Here is a 17,822-nt window from a genome sequence, read left to right as displayed (position 1 = left end):
AAGGTCAACCGCCCTTCATCGCCCGGTAGCGGCCCAGCGCGTCGTCGAGGTCGCTGCCCAGCGACGCGCGGTCGGCCAGCTGCTTCACCTGGGTGGCCTGCTGGCGCAGCAGGTCGGCGTGCTGGGTCTGGATGCTCTCGGCCAGCACCTTGCCCACGGGCTTGGCATGCAGTTCGAGCTCGGCGGCCTGGCGGAGCAGGTTGAGCAGGCTCTGTCGCAGGTTGGTCATGCCCAGCTGCGAGGTCTTCAGCGCCTCCTCCACCAGGATGATGCGCTCGCCGTAGGCGCGGCGCAGGTCGTCTTCGGTGGCATACGACTCGACCATGGCGAGGTCGCGCCGCTGGCGCGCGGCCTCGGCCTCTGCGTCATCGGCCGCCTGCCGCGCGGCGGCCGCGGCGGCCGCGCGTTCGTCGGGCTCGAGCGCACGCGGCACGGCGCCGGTGCGCAGGCCGCTGCGGGCGTTGATCTCGGTGCGGGCGCGGTCGAGGGCGCTGGTCGGCAGCGTGTCGCCGCAGACCTGCACGCCTCCTTCGTCCCAGCAGTACAGCTTCTTGTCAGCGCCCGTGGGTGCGGCCTTTTTTTGCGCGGCGGTGGCCAGCGGCAGCAGCGCGAGCAGCGCTGCGGCAAGGCATGTGGTGGTGGTCTTCATCGTGTCCGTCCCCCCGGTCGGCCGAATCAGGTGGTCGCGCTGCCGTAGCGCGCGCGGTAGGCCAGCAGGCGCCCGCGTTCGGCTGACAGTTTCGCGTTTTCGCCGGTGAACGCAAGCAGGTCCGCGAAGCCGGCGATGGCGACCACCGGCACACTTTCGTTGGCGGCGACCAGCTCCGCCGCCGAGCGCCGGTCGCCGGATTCGTCGAGGACCTCCTGGCGGTCCAGCGCGATGGCCACGCCGACCGGCGTGCCGCCGCCGGCGCGGATCAGCGCCAACGCCTCGCGCACCGCGGTGCCGGCGGTGAGCACGTCGTCGACCACCAGCACGCGCTTGCCGTCGAGCGTCGCGCCGACCAGGGTGCCGCCCTCGCCGTGGTCCTTGGCTTCCTTGCGGTTGTAGGCCAGCGGCAGGTCGCGGCCGCGGCGGGCGTACTCGCAGGCCAGCGCGGTGGCCAACGGGATTCCCTTGTATGCGGGACCGAACAGCAGGTCGAAGTCGATCCCCGCGGCGTCGATGGCATCGGCATAGCAGCCGGCCAGCGTCGCCAACGCCGTGCCGCTGTCGAAGCGCCCGGCATTGAAGAAATACGGGCTCGCCCGCCCGGACTTCAGCGTGAACCCGCCGAAGCGCAGGGCATCGGCGTCGAGCGCCAGCTGCAGGAACCGGGAGCGGTGGTCGGACATGGCGTGGCGGGAGCGATCGCGACGGGAGAGCCATGGTAACAACCCGCACGGCGCCGACGATGCGGCCGGCGGTGCGCTAACCTTGCGCGGCGGCGGGCCTGGTCCCGCCGCATCCGTCATCCGCACCGGCACGCCATGCGCATCATCAGTTTCAACGCCAACGGCCTGCGTTCGGCCGCCAGGAAAGGCTTCTTCGAGTGGTTCGCCGCACAGGACGCCGACGTCCTCTGCGTGCAGGAGACCAAGGCCCAGGAGCACCAGCTCGCCGGGCCGGAGTTCCTGCCGCCCGGCTACAAGGCCTGGTTCCGCGACGCGACCACGAAGAAGGGCTACAGCGGCGTGGCCATCTACAGCCGCCAGGAGCCCGACGAAGTGCGCACCGCGCTCGGCTGGGCGCCGTTCGACGACGAAGGCCGCTACATCGAGGCGCGTTTCGGCAACCTCAGCGTGGTGTCGTTCTACATTCCGTCCGGATCGTCCGGCGAGCTGCGCCAGGGCTTCAAGTTCGAGGTCATGGACTGGCTCAAACCGATCCTCGACGGCTGGCTGGCCAGCGGCCGCGACTACGTGCTGTGCGGCGACTGGAACATCGTGCGCAGCCGCAACGACATCAGGAACTGGACCAGCAACCAGAAGAACTCGGGCTGCCTGCCGCCGGAGCGCGCGTGGCTCAACGGCATGGTGGCCGACGCCTGCGGCGACGGCCTCTGCGAGGCGCCGGCGAACGGCTGGCGCGACGCCCTGCGCGTGCTGCGTCCCGAAGAGGCCGAATACACCTGGTGGAGCAACCGCGGCGCGGCGCGCGCCAACAACGTCGGCTGGCGCATCGACTACCAGTTCGTGACGCCCGCCCTGGCCGGGCGCGTCGCCGCCTGCAGCGTGCATGCCGAGCCGCGCTTCTCCGACCATGCGCCGCTGATCGTGGACTACCGCGCATGAGCACCGCGGCCGCGGACACGCCCGCCGCCGGCACGGCCAAGCCTTCGATCTGGCGTGCGTTCGCGCAGCCGTCGGCGTGGACGATGTTCTTCTTCGGCTTCGCCTCGGGACTGCCGTTCCTGCTGGTGGCCGGCACGCTGGCGTACTGGCTGCGCGAGGGCGGCATCGAGCTGCGCGAGATCACCATGATCGCCAGCGCCGGCATGGCCTACTCGTTCAAGTTCCTGTGGGCGCCGCTGGTCGACCGCTGGCGGCTGCCACTGCTCGGCCGCCTCGGCCAGCGCCGCGGCTGGCTGCTGCTGGCGATGCTGCTGGTGATGGTCGGCCTGGTGGCGATGTCGGTGTTCACGCCCGAGCGGCTGGCGCCGTTCGTGGCGCTGACCCTGGCGGTGGCGCTCGCCGGCGCCACGCTCGACATCGCCGTGGACGCCTACCGCGTCGAGATCGCGCCGCCGTCACAGCAGGGCGCGCTGGTGGCGACCTATTCACTCGGCTATCGCATCGCGCTGATCGTCACCGGTGCACTGGCACTGGTGCTGGCCGACCACACCATCTGGCCGAACGTGTACCGCGCGATGGCGGCCTGCATGCTGGTTCCGGTGGTGGCCTGCCTGCTGGCGCCCGAGCCCGAGGTGCTGCGCGCGCGCACCTATGGCTGGGCGGCCGGCCTGCGCGAGGGCGTGGTGGAGCCGTTCGCGGATTTCTTCCGCCGCTTCGGCGGCCGCATCGGCGTGGTGCTGCTGCTGTTCATCCTGTCGATGAAGATCTCCGACCAGGCGCTGATCGGCGGCATCATCGGGCCGTTCTACCTCGACCAGGGCTTCAGCAAGACCGAGATCGCCGCGGTCACCAAGGTCTACGGCATCTGGATCGGCATCGTCGGAGTGTTCCTCGGCGGCGTGGCGGTCGCGCGCTGGGGCGTGCAGTGGCCGCTGCTGGTGGCGATCGTGCTCGGCGCGGCCAGCAACCTGCTGTACCTGGCGCTGATCGGCGCCAACGGCGACATCGGCATGCTGACCCTGGTGATCTCCGGCGAAAACCTGGCGCAGGGCTTCCTGGGCACCGCGGCGGTGGCGTACCTGTCGGCGCTGGTCAACCAGCGCTACACGGCCACCCAGTACGCGCTGTTCTCGTCGCTGATCATGCTGCCCGGCAAGGTGCTGGGCTTCTACGCCGGCGCGATCGTGGAAGCCAACGAAGGCTATGGCGCGTACTTCGTGCTGTCGGCGGTGCTGGCGCTGCCGGCGGTGGGCCTGTTCTTCTGGCTGCGCCGGCGCGTGCCGCTGGCCGCGGCCGACGACCGGCTCGCGGCGGACGCTGCCGCGCAATGAGCGGCCGCACGGCCGGCGCTTGCGGCGGTCCGCGCAAGCGGGTATCACAATGGCGCCGCGCCGAAACGCAGGCCGCAGGATCCAGGCCATGAAAGACATCGTGCTCAAGGACATCGACGAGATCCTCCTCGACCGCATCAGCCGTGTCGCCGATCGCCGAGGCTGGACGCTGTCGCGCACCCTGCTGCACCTGCTGGAGCAGGGGCTGTTCGCGATCGAGGGCGACGGCAAGCTGTCCTTCGACAACTCCGAGGCGGACGTGCTGCAGCAGGCGATCGCGGCGCTGGAGGGCGTGCCCGACGGGGTGTATTCGCTGATCGGACAGTTGCCGCCGGATGCCGGCGGCCAGGCGCCGGACCCCGGGCGGAGCGACTAGCCGGGCGCACGCGATACCGGCACCGGGCGGCGCGCGCGCGGCGCTTCGCTACACTCGCCGCACAGGGGATGGCGCGACGGTCCTGCACCCGCAGGTGCCGGCGGCATGCCCTGCCGGGGAGCGCGAATGGCGATTGTCAGGCAGGGAGCGAGCCGCGCCCCGCGCGGAACGCGGCGTCACGGCATGCGCGTGCTCCTGGGCTGCGTATTAGCGGCGGCTTCGGCAGGTGCGGTGGCGGCAACCTGCGCCGACATCGAAGCCGAGGCGCTCGTGGTGGCGGAAGCCCGTGACTCCGATCCCGCCCAGGGCGTCGCACGCGGCCAGGCGCTGCTGGCCGACGTGCAGGCGATGTCGCCGCCGTGTCCCGCCGGCGAGGCCATGCTGCTCGGCGGCATCGCGAGCAACCTGCACATCCTCGGGCGCAACCACGACGCCGTCCGCGACTACCGGCAGGCGATCGCCATGCTCGGAAGCGGGACGCCGGCGCAGCTCGCGTTCCTGCATCGCGGGCTCTCCGTGGCGCTGGTGGAGCTGGAGTCCTACGGGCCGGCACTCGAGCACGCCCTGGTCGCGCTGGAGGCCAGCGACGTCGCCGCCGACACGATCGGCTCGGCCAAGACCGCCGGCAACATCGGCAACCTCTACAACAGCATCGGCGAACTGGACCTGGCGCGCGATTACCACGGCCGCTCGCTGGCCGGGTTCGAGGCGACCGGCTTCAAGCCGGGGATCGCCGGCACCCTGGTCAACCTCGGTTCGGTTGCGGCCAAGGCGGGGTTGAAGGCGCTGGAGGCAAACGACACCGACCGCGCCCGCGAGCAGCACCTGCTGCTGCGCGGCTACAACGAGCGCGCGCGCGGGATCTTCGCGGAGCTGGGCAACCTGCGCGGGGTGGCGTACGCCGACAGCAACATCGGCCTCGCGCTGGACCGCCTTGGCCAGCCGAAGGCCGCGCTGTCCCACCACACCGCGTCGCTCGCGGCACGCCGCAAGCTCGGGGACCTGTACGGCACCATCAATTCGCTGCTCAGCATCGCGTCGGCGCAGGCGCACTCCGGTCGAGGCGACGCGGCCGCCACCACGCTCGACGAGGTCGAGGCACTCATCCCCGAGGACGCCTTCAACCTGAAGAAGGAAGTCGCCGCGCAGCGCGTCCTGCTCGGCGAGGCACGTGGCGACTTCCGCGCCGCGCTGGCGGCGCAGCGCGAGTTCAGCCGGCTGGCGGCGCTCGCCGCCGATGCCGACCAGCGCAGCGCCATCGCCGCGCTGCAGGACAGGTTCGACAGCACGCAGGCGGCGCGGGAGATCGAATCGCTGCGAAATGATGCCGAGCTGTCCGCGCTCCAGCTGCGCCGGCAGCGTCAGGTGAGCCAGCTCGGCATCCTTGCCGCCGTGCTCGCCACCGGCCTGCTGCTGCTGCTGTGGAGCCGGTTGCGGATCGGCATCTCCAGCTCACGCCAGCTGTCGGTCGCCGCGCGCACCGACTACCTGACGGCGTTGCCGAACCGTCGCCACCTCCTGGAGCTGATGCAGCTCGAGGTGCACCGCGTGGAGCGCGGAGGCAGCACGTTCTGCCTGGTGATGGCCGACCTCGACGACTTCAAGGCCATCAACGACCGCCACGGCCATGACGCGGGCGATGCCGTGCTGCGCGAGGTCGCGCGCAGGCTGCGCGACGCCGTGCGCAAGCAGGACTCGATCGCGCGCTGGGGTGGCGAGGAATTCCTGCTGCTGTTGCCGGATTCGCGCGCGGCTGGTGCCGCGTCCCTGGCGGACAAGCTCCGCCAGCGCGTGTCGGCGGAGCCGATCCTGGTCGGCCCGCAGGACACGCCGGTCTCGATCACGCTCACCATGGGCTACAGCGAGTACCGCCCGGGCACCCTGCTCGATGCCTGCATCAAGGCGGCGGATACCGCGTTGTTCGAGGGCAAGCGCAAGGGCAAGGACCGGGTGATGGCATCGCCTGCCAGCGGCAAGGACCCGGACATCGACCCGGCGCTGCCGGTCGCCGAGACAGCGGGTTAGGCGCGCGCCACCGGCGCGGCCTGCGCTCAGGCGCGGTGGATCGCGCCCAGGATCCGCGGCCCCGCCGCGCCGGTGACGCTGGCGAGGTTGCCGGGGCGGCCGGCGAGGGTTTCGCGCGCCAGCCAGGCGAACGCCATGGCCTCGATCGCATCCGGGTCCAGCCCGTGCGCCGCGGTGGTTTCCACGCGCATGTCCGGCAGTTCCGCGGCCAGCGCCGCCATCAGGATGGCGTTGTGCACGCCGCCGCCGCAGGCGATGACGCGCGCGGTGCCGGGCTGCTGCACCCGCAGCGCGTCGGACACGGTGCGCACGGTCAGCGCGAGCAGGGTGGCCTGCACGTCGGCGGCTGTGGCGTCGGTGGCGAGCTGCGCGTCCAGCCAGCCGAGGTGGAACTGGTCGCGGCCGGTGGACTTCGGCGGTGGCAGCGTGAACCACGGCTCGGCCAGCAGCCGCGCAAGCAAGGCGCCGTCGACCTGGCCACTGGCGGCGAACGTGCCTCCGCGATCGTAGGCTTCCCCGATGTGGCGCAGGCACCACGCGTCCATCAGGCCGTTCGCCGGCCCGGTGTCGAAGCCGCGCACTGCACCGCTCGCCGGCAGCAGGGTCAGGTTGGCGATGCCGCCCAGGTTGAGCACCGCGCGCGACTCTGCAGCGGAGTGCAACAACGCCGCATGGAGTGCCGGCACCAGCGGGGCGCCATGGCCGCCCGCTGCCACGTCACGGCGGCGGAAATCGGCCACGGTGGTGATGCCGGTGCGTTCGGCGATCGTCGCCGCGCAGCCGAGCTGCAGGGTGAAGGGCAGGGCGCCGTGCGGGCGGTGGCGCAGGGTCTGGCCGTGCGAACCGATCGCGGCGACTGTCGCGGGGTCGACGCCGGCATCGGCCAGCGCCTGCAGGGCGGCCGCGGCGAACGCCCGGCCGATGGCGGTGTCGAGCTCGCCGACGTCGTCGAGCGACAGCATCGCGTCCTGCTGGCCCAACGCGACCAGCCGCGCGCGCAGCGCGGGATCCCAGGCGTAGGTGCGGGCAAAGCGCAGCCGCGGCGTCGCCGCTGCGGTGTCGTCATCGAAATCGACCAGCGCCGCGTCGATGCCGTCGGCACTGGTGCCGGAGATCAGGCCGAGGTGGCAGCGGGCGGGCGTCATGTGCGACGGGGCCCGCCAGGCGGCGGGCCGTACCGGCAGGGCTCAGCCCTTGCCGCGGCCCGCGGTGGCGGGCGTGTTGTTGGCGGCCAGCTGCTGGCTGTCGGCGCCAGCCGGGAGCTGCGCGTAAATGATGTCTTCGACGGTGCGGATGCGCGCCAGGGCCGGCCCGGTCTGGGCGCGGAACGCGATCAGTGCGGCGCCCTTGAGCGGCTCCGGCTCGGGCATGGTGTGCTGCAGCGGGTTGCGGTGCACGCCGTTGATGCGGAATTCGTAGTGCAGGTGCGGGCCGGTGGACAGGCCGGTGCTGCCGACGCGGCCGATCACGGTGCCCTGGCTGATGCGCTGGCCCTTCTTGATGTTGCCGAACGACGACATGTGCGCATACAGCGTGGTGTAGCCGCGGCCGTGGTCGAGCACCACCGTGCGGCCGTAGCCGCCCTGCCAGCCCATCGACTGCACGCGGGCGTCGCCGGCGGCCATGATCGGGGTGCCGGTGCTGGCCGCGTAGTCGACGCCCTTGTGCTGGCGGACCTTGCCGGCAATCGGGTGGCGACGCGAGCCGAACTTCGAGGTCAGCCGCGCATACGCGATGGGCATGCGGATGAAGCTCTTCTTCAGCGGCCGGCCTTCGCCGTTGTAGTAGTCGACCTTGCCGCCCTGCTCGAAGCGGAATGCGGTGAACGCCTTGCCCTTGGCAGTGAACACCGCGGCCTGGACGTCGCCGGTGCGGATCAGCTCGCCCTCGCGGTACACCTGCTCGACGACCACGCTGAAGCGGTCGTTCTGGGTGACGTCGGAGGTGAAGTCGATGTCGTACTTGAAGATCTCGTCGGTCAGCTTGTTGATGCTCGCACCCGACAGCCCGAGCTTGCGCGCCGAGTGGAACAGCGACTTGCCGACCTTGCCGCTGATCACCGCGGTGCGGATCTCGACCGGGCGTTCAATGACCTTTTCAGTGACCTTGTCATCGGCCAGCGCCAGTTCAATGCGCTGGGTCTCGCCGCGGTCGTAGCGCAGCGTGCGCAGCGTGGCCCGCTTGCCGTTGGCGTCGACCGGCGCGAATTCGAAGCCCAGCTCCATGCCCGGCTTGAGGCGCGTCAGCGCCTGGCGCGCACCCGGATGTTCGAGCAGGCGGTGCATGGTGGTGGCGGGGACGCCCATGCGCTCGAAGATCGTGCCCAGGGTTTCGCCCTTGCCGACCACGGCCAGCTGCCAGTCGGCCGCGGATGCCTGCGGCTGCGCCGGTCGTGACCGCACCGGAAGCGAGAGCGACATCGTGGTAACAGGTGTAGCGCTTGGCGCATCCAGTGCCGTCGAGATGCCCGGCACCAGCGCGATCATCAGTGCGCCTGCGGTGGCCAGCAGGCTCGAATGCGCCCACTGGCGTCGGGTCCAGCGTCGGTTGCCGGCATCGTCGGCGGGGCCTGAAAGCCCGGCGGCCGAGGAGGCGATCGCCTGGCGCGCGACTTCGCGCAGGTTGCCAAGCCGGACACGACGGTGGTGCTGCCGTGCGTCGGAGGATTCGGGCAATGTCATCGAATCGGACTCCCGGCCCGCGTGACGAACGCGTCACCGGGGCACGATAATCACGCGAAGAGGATGCGTCAAATGCTTGATGCATCAGGACTTTCCTTCAGCGTATGATTTAACTTCGCGTTAACAAGATTTCACATACGGCGTCACGTTTTTGAATGCGTGGTGTCTTTTTGGACCTGAATCGTGACCGAAACCGCCCACCAGAACGCCCTCGACCTCATCGCCCGCGGCGCCGACGAGATCCTCAAGCGCGACGAACTTGCCGCGCGCCTCGCACTCGGTCGTCCACTGCGCATCAAGGCCGGTTTCGATCCCACTGCACCGGACCTGCATATCGGCCACACCGTGCTGCTCAACAAGATGCGGCAGTTCCAGGACCTCGGGCACACGGTGATCTTCCTGATCGGCGACTTCACCGGGATGATCGGTGACCCGTCGGGCAAGAGCGCCACGCGCAAGCCGCTGACCCGCGAGGATGTCGACGCCAACGCGCTCACCTATTCCGACCAGGTGTTCAAGGTGCTCGACCGCGAACGCACCGAGCTGCGCTTCAACAGCGAGTGGTTCGGCGAGATGGGCGCGGCCGACATGATCCGCCTGGCCGGGCAGCTGACGGTCGCGCGCATGCTCGAGCGCGACGACTTCGCCAAGCGCTATGGCGCGCAGCAGCCGATCGCCATCCACGAGTTCCTCTACCCGCTGGTGCAGGGCTACGACTCGGTGGCGCTGAAGGCCGACGTGGAGCTGGGCGGCACCGACCAGAAGTTCAACCTGCTGATGGGCCGCGGGCTGCAGGAGCATTTCGGGCAGCCGCCGCAGGTGGTGCTGACCATGCCGCTGCTCGAGGGCCTGGACGGCGTCAACAAGATGTCCAAGTCGCTGGGCAACTACATCGGCATCGCCGAGCCGGCGATCGACATCGTCAACAAGACCATGAAGGTCGGCGACGCGCTGATGTGGAAGTGGATCGAGCTGCTGTCGTTCGACATCGGCGCGGCGGAAGCCGGCGCGCTGCGCGCCGACGTGGACGGTGGCGCGCTCAATCCGCGCGACGTCAAGCTGCGCCTGGCGCGCGAACTGGCCACGCGCTTCCACGATGCCGCCGCGGCCGAGACCGCGATCGCCGGTTGGCACGCCGCGGTGACCGGGCAGGGCGACACGTCGCTGCTGCCGCTGCAGGACGTGGCGGTGCCGGCCGAGGGCCTGCGCATCGCCGCGCTGCTCACCGCCGCGGGTATCACCGCCAGCAACTCGGAAGCCAGCCGCAAGCTCAAGGAGCGCGCGGTCAAGGTCGACGGTGAGGTGGTGGAGGACGCGGGCGCGACGTTCGCTCCCGGCTTCGAGGGCGTACTGCAGGTCGGCAAGCGCAACTTCGCGCGGGTGCGGTTGATCGCCGCCGGCTGAGCCGGCGGCGGCCGCGCCGCAGGCGCTTGGCCAGCCGCGGCACAGCCCGCAAATGACGACGGCGCCCGAGGGCGCCGTCGTGCATTCAACGCCCGGGCGTGGCGTCAGTTGGCGCGCATCGCATCGCGCGCGGCCTTGAACGCATTGCCTTCGTACCAGGCGGGCCAGCTGCCGTCGTCGGCCAGGGTGCGGCCCACGCCGTACAGCGCTTGCAGGTCCTGGAGCACGCCGTCGAGGTTCCATGCCGCGTCGAACTCGTCGCCCGGCTTGTGGTACGCGACGTCGTTGTAGGCCTTGGCGTGCGCCGCGCCCGCGTCCTTGCCGCCCTGCACCAGGTCGTCGCCGCCCTTGGCGTACAGCGCCGGCACGCCGGCCTTGGCGTAGTTGAAATGATCGGAGCGGAAGTAGAAGCCGCCGGCCGGGTTCCCTTCGAGCACCTGGGTGCGCTGCTGCACATCGGTGTAGGTCTTCAGCACGTCTTCCAGCTGCGAGCTGCCCTTGCCCACCACCACCATGTCGTGCGCCGGGCCGGCCACGCTCATGGCATCGAGGTTGATCACGCCCACGGTCCTGGCCAGCGGGAACACCGGGTGCGCGACCTGGTACTTGGAGCCGAGCAGGCCGGATTCCTCCAGCGTCACGGCGATGAAGGCCACGGAACGCTTCGGCTGGCCATCGGCCTTGAACTTCTCCGCGATCTCGATGATGCCGGCCACGCCCGTGGCGTTGTCGACGGCGCCGTTGTAGATCTGGTCGCCCTCGCCCTCGTGCTTGCCGAGGTGGTCCCAGTGGGCCATGTAGACGATGGCCTCGTCGGGTGCCTCGCTGCCACGCAGGATGCCCACCACGTTGCGCGACGACTTCTCGCTGGTGGTGCTGGCGAGCTCGAACGACACGCGCGCGTCGAGCGGCACCGCCTTGAAGCCCGGCTTGTTGGCCGCGGCATACAGCGCCTTGAGGTCCTGGCCGGCGCCGGCAAACAGGGTGGTCGCGGCTTCGGCGCTCAGCCAGCCCTGCGCGGGCAGGCGCGGTTCCGGATCGTCCGACGCGCGCAGGTCGAACTGCGGGCCCGACCAGGAGTTCTTCACCACGTCCCAGCCGTAGGAGGCACCGGCGGTGTCGTGGATGATCAGCGCGGCGGCGGCGCCCTTGCGCGCGGCCTCCTCGAACTTGTAGGTCCAGCGCCCGTAATAGGTCATGCGCTCGCCTTCGAACAGCGCGGCGTCCTTGGCGTGGAAGCCCGGGTCGTTGACCAGGATGACCACGGTCTTGCCCTTGACGTCGAGCCCGGCGTAATCGTTCCAGCCCAGCTCCGGCGCGTCCACGCCGTAGCCCACGAACACCAGCTCGCTGTCGGTCACCGCGACCTTCGGCTCGCCGGTGCGCGTGCCGATCACCATGTCGGTGCCGAACTTGAGCTCGGAGGGCTTGCCGGCCACGTCCATGCGCAGCACGGTGGATTCGTCGGCGGTGGTTTCCAGCATCGGCACGGTCTGGAAGTAGGTGCCGTTGTCGCCACCTGGCTCCAGGCCGATGCGCTCGTACTGCGCCTTGATGTATTCGACGGTCATCTCGCCGCCGGGCGAACCCGGGGCGCGGCCCTCGAACTCGTCGGACGCCATCGTCTTCACCAGTTCGGCGAAGTCGTCCTTGCTCAGGTCGCCGCTGAAGGCATGCGTTGCGGCGGTCGCGGCGGGGGCGGCGGCATCGGTGCCGGAGGCGGGCGCCGGGGCGCGGTCGCAGGCCGCGAGCGCGGCCGCGATGGCAAGGCAAAGCACGAGGGGTCTGGTTCGCATCATCGGGTCCTGCGGTAGTGGACCCCCGATTCTATGCGTTCCGCGGCGCGCGGGGGCCGGGTTGGCCGCGGCTCAGTCCGGCTGGCGCGCCGGTGCCGTCGGCGTGGAGAACGGGATCGCGGTGGCACCGGTAATCGTGCCGACGCGCGCGGTGTCGTGCACGTACAGCTGCACCTCGCGCTCGAACAGCAGGTCGCCGTCGACCACCGCGCCGGGGCCGATGACGATGCGCTGCGCGCGAGGGCGCACGCGGACCGGCATCCAGTTGGCGCTGGGCTTGTGCACGCGCAGGTGGCCGCGGACGTGCGAGCCGACGCCGATGGTGACGTCGCCATTGACCGTCTCCACGTTGCCGGCCACTTCCGTCTGCACCAGGCCGAGCGCGCCGTTGACGTTCACCAGGTTGCCGCCGACGCGGCTGCCGCGGTCGGCGAAGATGCTTCCGTTCACGGTTTCCACGCCGCGTTCGATGCGCACGCGCTCGCCGAGGCGAATGCTGCCGTTGACCGTCTCCAGGCTGCGTGCACTGCCGTCGTTGCCGACGTGGACGCTGCCATTGACGGTTTCCGCGGCGCCGGCCTGCGCGTTGTCGCCGATGCGGACGCTGCCGTTGACGGTTTCCAGGTTGCCGCGGACCTCGCCGGCCGGGACCGAGATCGAACCGTTGACCTTGTCGATGTCCTGGCGGGCGTGGGCGCCGCCCGCGGCAAGCGCCAGCGCGAGGACGGAGGCGAGGATGGTGGTGTGGCGATGCAGGCGCATGGCGGGGCTCGACGACAGGACGGGGACAGCGCCGCGGCGGCGCGATGCGCGGCCTGGAGCTGCCGGACGAGTCTGGCGGATGCGGCGCTACAATCGCATCTGTCCAACGTCACGGGGCCGATCGTCGTGCCTGAATCCGCCATGCCCGCCGTCCGCCGCAAGCCTGTCGTGCTGCTCATCCTTGACGGCTGGGGCCATCGCGAGGATCCGCGCGACAACGCCCTGGCCCTCGCCGACATCCCCAACTGGCGCCGCCTGCACGCGGCCGGGCCGCGCACGCTGGTGCATACCGAAGGCCGCCACGTCGGGTTGCCCGACGGCCAGATGGGCAATTCCGAGGTCGGCCACATGAACATCGGCGCCGGCCGGGTGGTCTACCAGGACCTGACCCGGGTCGACGCCGCGATCGCCGATGGCAGTTTCTTCACCAACGCCGGGCTGCTCGACGCGTGCGCCGCGGTCGCGCCCGGCGGCACCCTGCACGTCCTGGGCCTGCTGTCGCCGGGCGGCGTGCACAGCCACGAGCAGCACATCCTGGCGATGCTGGACCTCGCCGCGCGCGCCGGCGTGGCCCGCGTCGCGGTGCATGCGTTCACCGACGGGCGCGACATGCCGCCACGTTCCGCCGAACCGAGCCTCCGCGCGCTGCAGGCCGCCTGTGCGCGCCACGGCAATGCACACGTTGCCAGCGTCAGCGGCCGCTATTTCGCGATGGACCGCGACCAGCGCTGGGAGCGCGTGCGCCAGGCTTGGGATGCGATCGTCGAGTCCAGCGCCGCGCATCGCGCGCCCGATGCCGTGGCGGCGCTCGCCGCGGCCTACGCGCGCGGCGAGAACGACGAGTTCGTGCTGCCCACGGTGATCGACGGGGCCGCGCCAATGCGCGACGGCGACGCCGTGGTGTTCATGAATTTCCGTGCCGACCGCGCGCGCCAGCTGACGGCGGCGTTCGTGGCACCCGTGTTCGAGGGCTTCCACGCACGGCGCCCGGCGCTGGCGCGCTTCACCTGCCTGACCGAATACGACGCCAACCTGCCCGCGCCGCTGGCGTTCGCGCCGGACGACCTCGCCAACACGCTGGGCCAGGTGCTGGCCGACAACGGCCTCACCCAGCTGCGCATCGCCGAAACCGAGAAGTACGCGCACGTCACGTTCTTCTTCAACGGTGGCCGCGAGGCGCCGTTCCCGGGCGAGGAGCGCATCCTCGTGCCCAGCCCGCGGGTCGCGACCTACGACCTGCAGCCGGAGATGAGCTGCCCGGAGGTCACCGCGCGACTGGTGGAGGCGATCGGCGCGGGGAGCTTCGATGCGGTGGTGTGCAACTTCGCCAACCCGGACATGGTCGGCCACACCGGCGACCTCGCCGCGGCGATCAAGGCGGTCGAGGCCGTGGACTTCGCGTTGGGGCAGGTGGCCGCGGCCGTTGCCGCGCAGGGCGGCGATCTGCTGGTCACCGCCGACCACGGCAACGTGGAGATGATGCGCGACCCGGAAACCGGGCAGCCGCACACCTCGCACACCGTCGGCCCCGTCGACCTGCTCTACGCCGGTAACCGTGCCGGGGCGCAGCTGCGCAGCGGCGGCGCCCTGCGCGACCTGGCGCCAACCATGCTCGACCTGCTGGGCGTCGCGAAGCCGGCGGAGATGACCGGCAGCAGCCTGCTGGCGTGATGCGCATCGCGGCCATCCGCCTGCGGCCCGCGTCGGCGCTGTTGGCACTGCTGCTGGTGTTCGCAGTCGCATCGCCGGCCGCGGCGCAGAGCAGCCGCGACGCGCAGCGCCGCCTGGATACGGTAAAGCGCGAGCTGCGCGACGTGGCCAGCGAGCGCCGCAGGCTGGAAGGCCAGCGCGGCGCCGCCAGTCGCGAGCTGCGCAGCGCCGACGAACGCGTGGCGCGCGTCGCCCGCGAACTGCGCGATACCGAAACCGCGCTGGCGCGGCAGCAGGCCGCGCTTGCCACGCTGGTCACCAGGCGCGACGCGCTGGCCGGCACGCTGTCGGCGCAGCGCAAGGAGCTCGCCGGGTTGCTGCGCGCGGCCTATACGGTGGGCGACCACGCACCGCTGAAGCTGCTGCTGGCGCAGGACGACGTCGCCGCCGCCAACCGCAGCCTCGCCTATCACGGCTACCTGCAGCGTGGCCGCAGCGCACGCATCGCCGCGCTGTCGGAGGAGCTGGCCGGACTGGATGCGATGGAACGCGAGATCGCCAGCGAGCGCGCCGCGCTGGATGCCAGCCAGGTGGCGCAGCGTGCACAGGTTGCGGCGCTGGAGCGCGAGCGCGCCAGCCGCGCCGAGTCCGTGGCCGCGCTGGACACACGCTACCGCGACCGCAGCGCCAAGGAGAAGGCACTGGGCGCCGACGCCAAATCGCTGGAACGCCTGCTGGCCCGGCTGCGCGAAGCCGCGCGCCGCGCCGAGGCCGAACGGCGCGCCGCCGCCGCTGCCGCCGCACGCGCCAAGGCCGCGACCGCGGAGCCGGGCCGGGCGGGCACGGCCCGCAGCCCGGTGCCATCTGCGCCGAAGGTGAGCGTGGCACGTGCCGCGCCGGTGACCGTGGGCGGCCTCGGCTGGCCGCTGTCCGGCAGCCTGCTGGCCGGCTACGGCGGGCGCATGCCCGACGGCCGCCGCAGCTCGGGCGTGCTGATCGCCGCCGCGGCCGGGCAGCCGGTGACGGCGGTGGCCGACGGCACCGTGGTGTTCTCGGAGTGGATGACGGGCTACGGGATGATCCTGATTGTCGACCACGGCAACGCCTACATGAGCCTGTACGCCCACAACGACGCGCTGTTGAAGGGGCCCGGTGACCGGGTCAAGCGCGGCGACGCGGTCGCCACCGTCGGCACCTCCGGCGGCCAGGGCCAGCCGGCGCTGTACTTCGAGCTGCGCCGCGACGGCAAGCCGGTCGATCCATCCAGCTGGCTGCAGAAGCGCTGAACGCGGGCACGGACAGGCGCATCATCGTCGCGAACCTGCGACGCTCTGCATGGTCCTATCCCCGAACCCCCACGGAGTCCCGCATGCGCGCATGCCTGTTGACGCTCGCCATCGCCAGTCTGCTGGCCCTGCCTGTGCATGCGCAGGAGCAGGAGCAGGAACCGCCGCAGGAAACGGTGCCGTCCACGGAGATCGAGGCATCGGAGGCGTCGAAGGATGCGGAAGCCGAAGCCGAAGTACCCGCCAGCGCGGTGCCGCTGGCCGAGATCAGCCGCTACGTGCTGGTGTTCAATGCCGTGCGCGGCGGCTACGTAGACCCGGTCGATGACCGCGAGTTGATGCAGTCCGCGATCCGCGGCCTGCTGCTCGACCTGGACCCGCACAGCGCCTACCTCGAACGCAGCGATGCCGAGGCGTTCGACGAAAACACCAGCGGCGCCTACGAGGGGATCGGCGTCGAGGTCATGCAGCTGCCCGACGGCAGCATGCGCGTGGTCGCGCCGATGGACGGCACGCCGGCACAGCGCGCCGGGATCCGCTCGGGCGACGTGATCACCGCCGTCGATGGCGTCCCGCTGACGCCGGCCAGCCACGACCGGCGCGGCCCGCTGCGCGGACCGCCGGGCACCGAAGTCAGCATCACGCTGCTGCGCGAGGGCCAGGCCGAACCGCTGGAACTCAAGCTGCGCCGCGAGACCATCCGCACCGCCAGCGTGCGCGGCAGCATCCGCGAGCCCGGGCTCGGCTATGTGCGCGTCTCCGTGTTCCAGGCCGATACCGCGGCCTCGTTCGCCGACACCCTCGACCGCCTGCACGCGGAATCCGGCACCCAGGGCCTGCGTGGCCTGGTGATCGACCTGCGCAGCAATCCCGGCGGCCTGCTGACGTCGGCCGTGCAGATCGCCGACGAACTTCTGGAGCGCGGCGGCATCGTCAGCACCCGTGGCCGCATCACCGCCGGCGACACCGCGTTCAACGCCACGGCCGGCGACCGCATGCGCGGGCGGCCGGTGGTGGTGCTGGTGGACGCCGGTTCCGCGAGCGCGTCGGAAGTGCTCGCGGGCGCGCTGCAGGACAACGCGCGCGCCTGCATCGTCGGCAGCCGCAGCTTCGGCAAGGGCTCGGTGCAGACCGTCCTGCCGCTGTCCAATGGCGACGCGGTCAAGCTGACCACCGCGCGCTACTACACGCCCAGCGGCACCTCGATCCAGGCACGCGGCATCGAGCCGGATGTGGTGCTGCAGCCCGAAGGCGGTGCCGCGCCCAGCGGTTTCGTCGAAGCGCTGCTGCCCGGGCACCTCGAGGCGGACGGCGATGGCGTCGCCGGCAGCCGCGCCGGGGACGTGCTCGAGGGCGAAGCGCCGGTGACGTCGGCGTTCGCCACCCTGCGCGCGATCGTCGCCGGCGGCACCTGCGCCGCGCCGGCTCAGTAGCCCTTGCGCCGTCGCAGCCGGCGCGCGATCGCGCGACGCGAGAACAGCGCGAACACCACGCCGAACGCAAACCCGGCGATGTGCGCCGACCACGCCACCGTGCCGAACGCCGGGCCGATGTAGGCGAACACGACCTGCAGCAGGGCCCAGATGCCGATCAGCAGCGGGGCAGGCGCGCGCACGAATTCCAGGAACAGCCCGAGCGGCAGCACCACCCCCAGGTGGGCGCGCGGAAACAGCGCCAGGTAGGCACCGATCAGCGCCGAGACCGCGCCGCTGGCGCCGATGACCAGCTGGTCGGGCGCGCCGATGGCCAGCACCGTCACCAGGTTGGCGAACGCGCCGCCGATCAGGAACAGCAGCAGGAAGCGCCAGGGGCCCATCACCCGCTCCGCAGGCAGCCCGAAGATCAGCAGGAACACCAGGTTGCCCAGCAGGTGCGCCCAGTCGGCGTGGACGAACAGCGCACTCAGCAAGCGCAGCCAGCGCTCCGCGTCCGACCAGGAGGCGAGCAGGTCGGCGGGCGCCAGGCCGCCGCTGAGCGCGCCCCAGCGCGCCATCAGCTGCTGCTCGACCGATTCCGGCCGCGTGCTGGCCCACAGGTAGACCGCCCACAACGCCACGGACAGCAGCGGCGTGGCCCAGCGCCGGGAAGGATGTGAGCGCGTCGGAATGGAAACGAACATGTGCGCTGCGGGATCCGGGTTGGGCGGGGCACAAGATACCCGTTCAGACACGTGATGCCGATGCGGACCGCCAACCACACGCCACGGTATAGTGCGCCGCGTCGTGTTCGCAGCGGGC

The 17,822-nt window shown here is 71.2% G+C and carries 14 protein-coding genes and 1 pseudogene; 8 read left to right on the top strand and 7 right to left on the bottom strand.

The window, feature by feature from the left end; all coding sequences use genetic code 11:
- Positions 1-4: 4 nt before the first annotated feature.
- Positions 5-649, bottom strand: coding sequence for a hypothetical protein (locus JHB91_RS08985; protein ID WP_199374672.1), 645 nt, complete (start codon positions 647-649; stop codon positions 5-7).
- Between the two features lie 26 nt (positions 650-675).
- On the bottom strand, positions 676-1,335 hold the full coding sequence (gene pyrE, locus JHB91_RS08980) for an orotate phosphoribosyltransferase (protein ID WP_199472465.1): 660 nt from the start codon (positions 1,333-1,335) through the stop codon (positions 676-678).
- Between the two features lie 135 nt (positions 1,336-1,470).
- Here pyrE and JHB91_RS08975 point away from each other — a divergent pair, with 135 nt between their 5' ends.
- The 4 genes and pseudogenes from JHB91_RS08975 (at position 1,471) to JHB91_RS08960 (ending at position 6,006) form a co-directional block, all read left to right on the top strand.
- The gene (locus JHB91_RS08975) at positions 1,471-2,274 is read left to right on the top strand and encodes an exodeoxyribonuclease III (protein WP_199472464.1); all 804 of its coding nucleotides are present in this window, start codon (positions 1,471-1,473) and stop codon (positions 2,272-2,274) included.
- A complete protein-coding gene (locus tag JHB91_RS08970; protein ID WP_233398543.1) occupies positions 2,271-3,605 on the top strand; it encodes an MFS transporter in 1,335 nt (444 codons plus the stop codon). Before JHB91_RS08975 ends, JHB91_RS08970 begins: the two co-directional genes overlap by 4 nt.
- Positions 3,606-3,693: 88 nt before the next feature.
- Positions 3,694-3,909: pseudogene (locus JHB91_RS08965) on the top strand (hypothetical protein); the annotation flags it as partial.
- A gap of 255 nt (positions 3,910-4,164) precedes the next feature.
- Positions 4,165-6,006 carry a GGDEF domain-containing protein gene (locus tag JHB91_RS08960; protein WP_199472463.1) on the top strand — a complete coding sequence of 614 codons (1,842 nt, stop codon included), beginning with the start codon at positions 4,165-4,167 and terminating at the stop codon, positions 6,004-6,006.
- A gap of 26 nt (positions 6,007-6,032) precedes the next feature.
- Here JHB91_RS08960 and JHB91_RS08955 read toward each other — a convergent pair whose 3' ends face one another.
- Positions 6,033-7,151: an anhydro-N-acetylmuramic acid kinase gene (locus tag JHB91_RS08955; RefSeq protein ID WP_199374680.1), complete on the bottom strand. Its 1,119-nt coding sequence runs from the start codon at positions 7,149-7,151 to the stop codon at positions 6,033-6,035.
- 42 nt (positions 7,152-7,193) lie between these two features.
- On the bottom strand, positions 7,194-8,687 hold the full coding sequence (locus tag JHB91_RS08950) for a peptidoglycan DD-metalloendopeptidase family protein (RefSeq protein ID WP_199472462.1): 1,494 nt from the start codon (positions 8,685-8,687) through the stop codon (positions 7,194-7,196).
- 183 nt (positions 8,688-8,870) lie between these two features.
- Here JHB91_RS08950 and tyrS point away from each other — a divergent pair, with 183 nt between their 5' ends.
- Positions 8,871-10,091, top strand: a complete 1,221-nt coding sequence (gene tyrS, locus JHB91_RS08945) for a tyrosine--tRNA ligase (RefSeq protein ID WP_199472461.1) — start codon at positions 8,871-8,873, stop codon at positions 10,089-10,091.
- A gap of 104 nt (positions 10,092-10,195) precedes the next feature.
- On the opposite strand, the gene JHB91_RS08940 is transcribed toward tyrS, so the two are convergent.
- Together JHB91_RS08940 and JHB91_RS08935 are read right to left on the bottom strand one after the other, a co-directional pair.
- Complete coding sequence (locus JHB91_RS08940) at positions 10,196-11,887, bottom strand: M28 family metallopeptidase (RefSeq protein WP_199472460.1); 1,692 nt, start codon at positions 11,885-11,887, stop codon at positions 10,196-10,198.
- 72 nt (positions 11,888-11,959) lie between these two features.
- On the bottom strand, positions 11,960-12,649 hold the full coding sequence (locus tag JHB91_RS08935) for a hypothetical protein (RefSeq protein WP_199472459.1): 690 nt from the start codon (positions 12,647-12,649) through the stop codon (positions 11,960-11,962).
- Positions 12,650-12,790: 141 nt separating this feature from the next.
- On the opposite strand from JHB91_RS08935, the gene gpmI reads away from it, so the two are divergent.
- The 3 genes from gpmI (at position 12,791) to JHB91_RS08920 (ending at position 17,018) form a co-directional block, all read left to right on the top strand.
- Entirely contained in the window at positions 12,791-14,320 is a 1,530-nt protein-coding gene (gene gpmI, locus JHB91_RS08930; protein ID WP_199472458.1) for a 2,3-bisphosphoglycerate-independent phosphoglycerate mutase, read from the top strand.
- The gene (locus JHB91_RS08925; protein WP_199472712.1) at positions 14,320-15,585 is read left to right on the top strand and encodes a peptidoglycan DD-metalloendopeptidase family protein; all 1,266 of its coding nucleotides are present in this window, start codon (positions 14,320-14,322) and stop codon (positions 15,583-15,585) included. Before gpmI ends, JHB91_RS08925 begins: the two co-directional genes overlap by 1 nt.
- A gap of 83 nt (positions 15,586-15,668) precedes the next feature.
- Positions 15,669-17,018 carry a S41 family peptidase gene (locus JHB91_RS08920; protein ID WP_199472457.1) on the top strand — a complete coding sequence of 450 codons (1,350 nt, stop codon included), beginning with the start codon at positions 15,669-15,671 and terminating at the stop codon, positions 17,016-17,018.
- Here the strand turns inward: JHB91_RS08920 and JHB91_RS08915 are convergent.
- Positions 17,012-17,704, bottom strand: a complete 693-nt coding sequence (locus tag JHB91_RS08915; RefSeq protein WP_199374694.1) for a rhomboid family intramembrane serine protease — start codon at positions 17,702-17,704, stop codon at positions 17,012-17,014. The genes JHB91_RS08920 and JHB91_RS08915 overlap by 7 nt on opposite strands.
- Positions 17,705-17,822: the final 118 nt, after the last annotated feature.

It is taken from the genome of Luteimonas sp. MC1828, from assembly GCF_016461615.1.
GTDB lineage: Bacteria > Pseudomonadota > Gammaproteobacteria > Xanthomonadales > Xanthomonadaceae > Luteimonas.
Note: the sequence above shows the minus strand (reverse complement) of the source record. Positions and strands in the feature narration are given on the sequence as shown.

Excerpts from the sequence above, each read along its gene's own strand:
- JHB91_RS08985 (WP_199374672.1), bottom strand. The coding sequence starts at position 649 with ATGAAGACCACCACCACATGCCTTGCCGCAGCGCTGCTCGCGCTGCTG.
- pyrE (WP_199472465.1), bottom strand. The coding sequence starts at position 1,335 with ATGTCCGACCACCGCTCCCGGTTCCTGCAGCTGGCGCTCGACGCCGAT.
- JHB91_RS08975 (WP_199472464.1), top strand. The coding sequence starts at position 1,471 with ATGCGCATCATCAGTTTCAACGCCAACGGCCTGCGTTCGGCCGCCAGG.
- JHB91_RS08970 (WP_233398543.1), top strand. The coding sequence starts at position 2,271 with ATGAGCACCGCGGCCGCGGACACGCCCGCCGCCGGCACGGCCAAGCCT.
- JHB91_RS08960 (WP_199472463.1), top strand. The coding sequence starts at position 4,165 with ATGCGCGTGCTCCTGGGCTGCGTATTAGCGGCGGCTTCGGCAGGTGCG.
- JHB91_RS08955 (WP_199374680.1), bottom strand. The coding sequence starts at position 7,151 with ATGACGCCCGCCCGCTGCCACCTCGGCCTGATCTCCGGCACCAGTGCC.
- JHB91_RS08950 (WP_199472462.1), bottom strand. The coding sequence starts at position 8,687 with ATGACATTGCCCGAATCCTCCGACGCACGGCAGCACCACCGTCGTGTC.
- JHB91_RS08940 (WP_199472460.1), bottom strand. The coding sequence starts at position 11,887 with ATGCGAACCAGACCCCTCGTGCTTTGCCTTGCCATCGCGGCCGCGCTC.
- JHB91_RS08935 (WP_199472459.1), bottom strand. The coding sequence starts at position 12,649 with ATGCGCCTGCATCGCCACACCACCATCCTCGCCTCCGTCCTCGCGCTG.
- gpmI (WP_199472458.1), top strand. The coding sequence starts at position 12,791 with ATGCCCGCCGTCCGCCGCAAGCCTGTCGTGCTGCTCATCCTTGACGGC.
- JHB91_RS08925 (WP_199472712.1), top strand. The coding sequence starts at position 14,320 with ATGCGCATCGCGGCCATCCGCCTGCGGCCCGCGTCGGCGCTGTTGGCA.
- JHB91_RS08920 (WP_199472457.1), top strand. The coding sequence starts at position 15,669 with ATGCGCGCATGCCTGTTGACGCTCGCCATCGCCAGTCTGCTGGCCCTG.
- JHB91_RS08915 (WP_199374694.1), bottom strand. The coding sequence starts at position 17,704 with ATGTTCGTTTCCATTCCGACGCGCTCACATCCTTCCCGGCGCTGGGCC.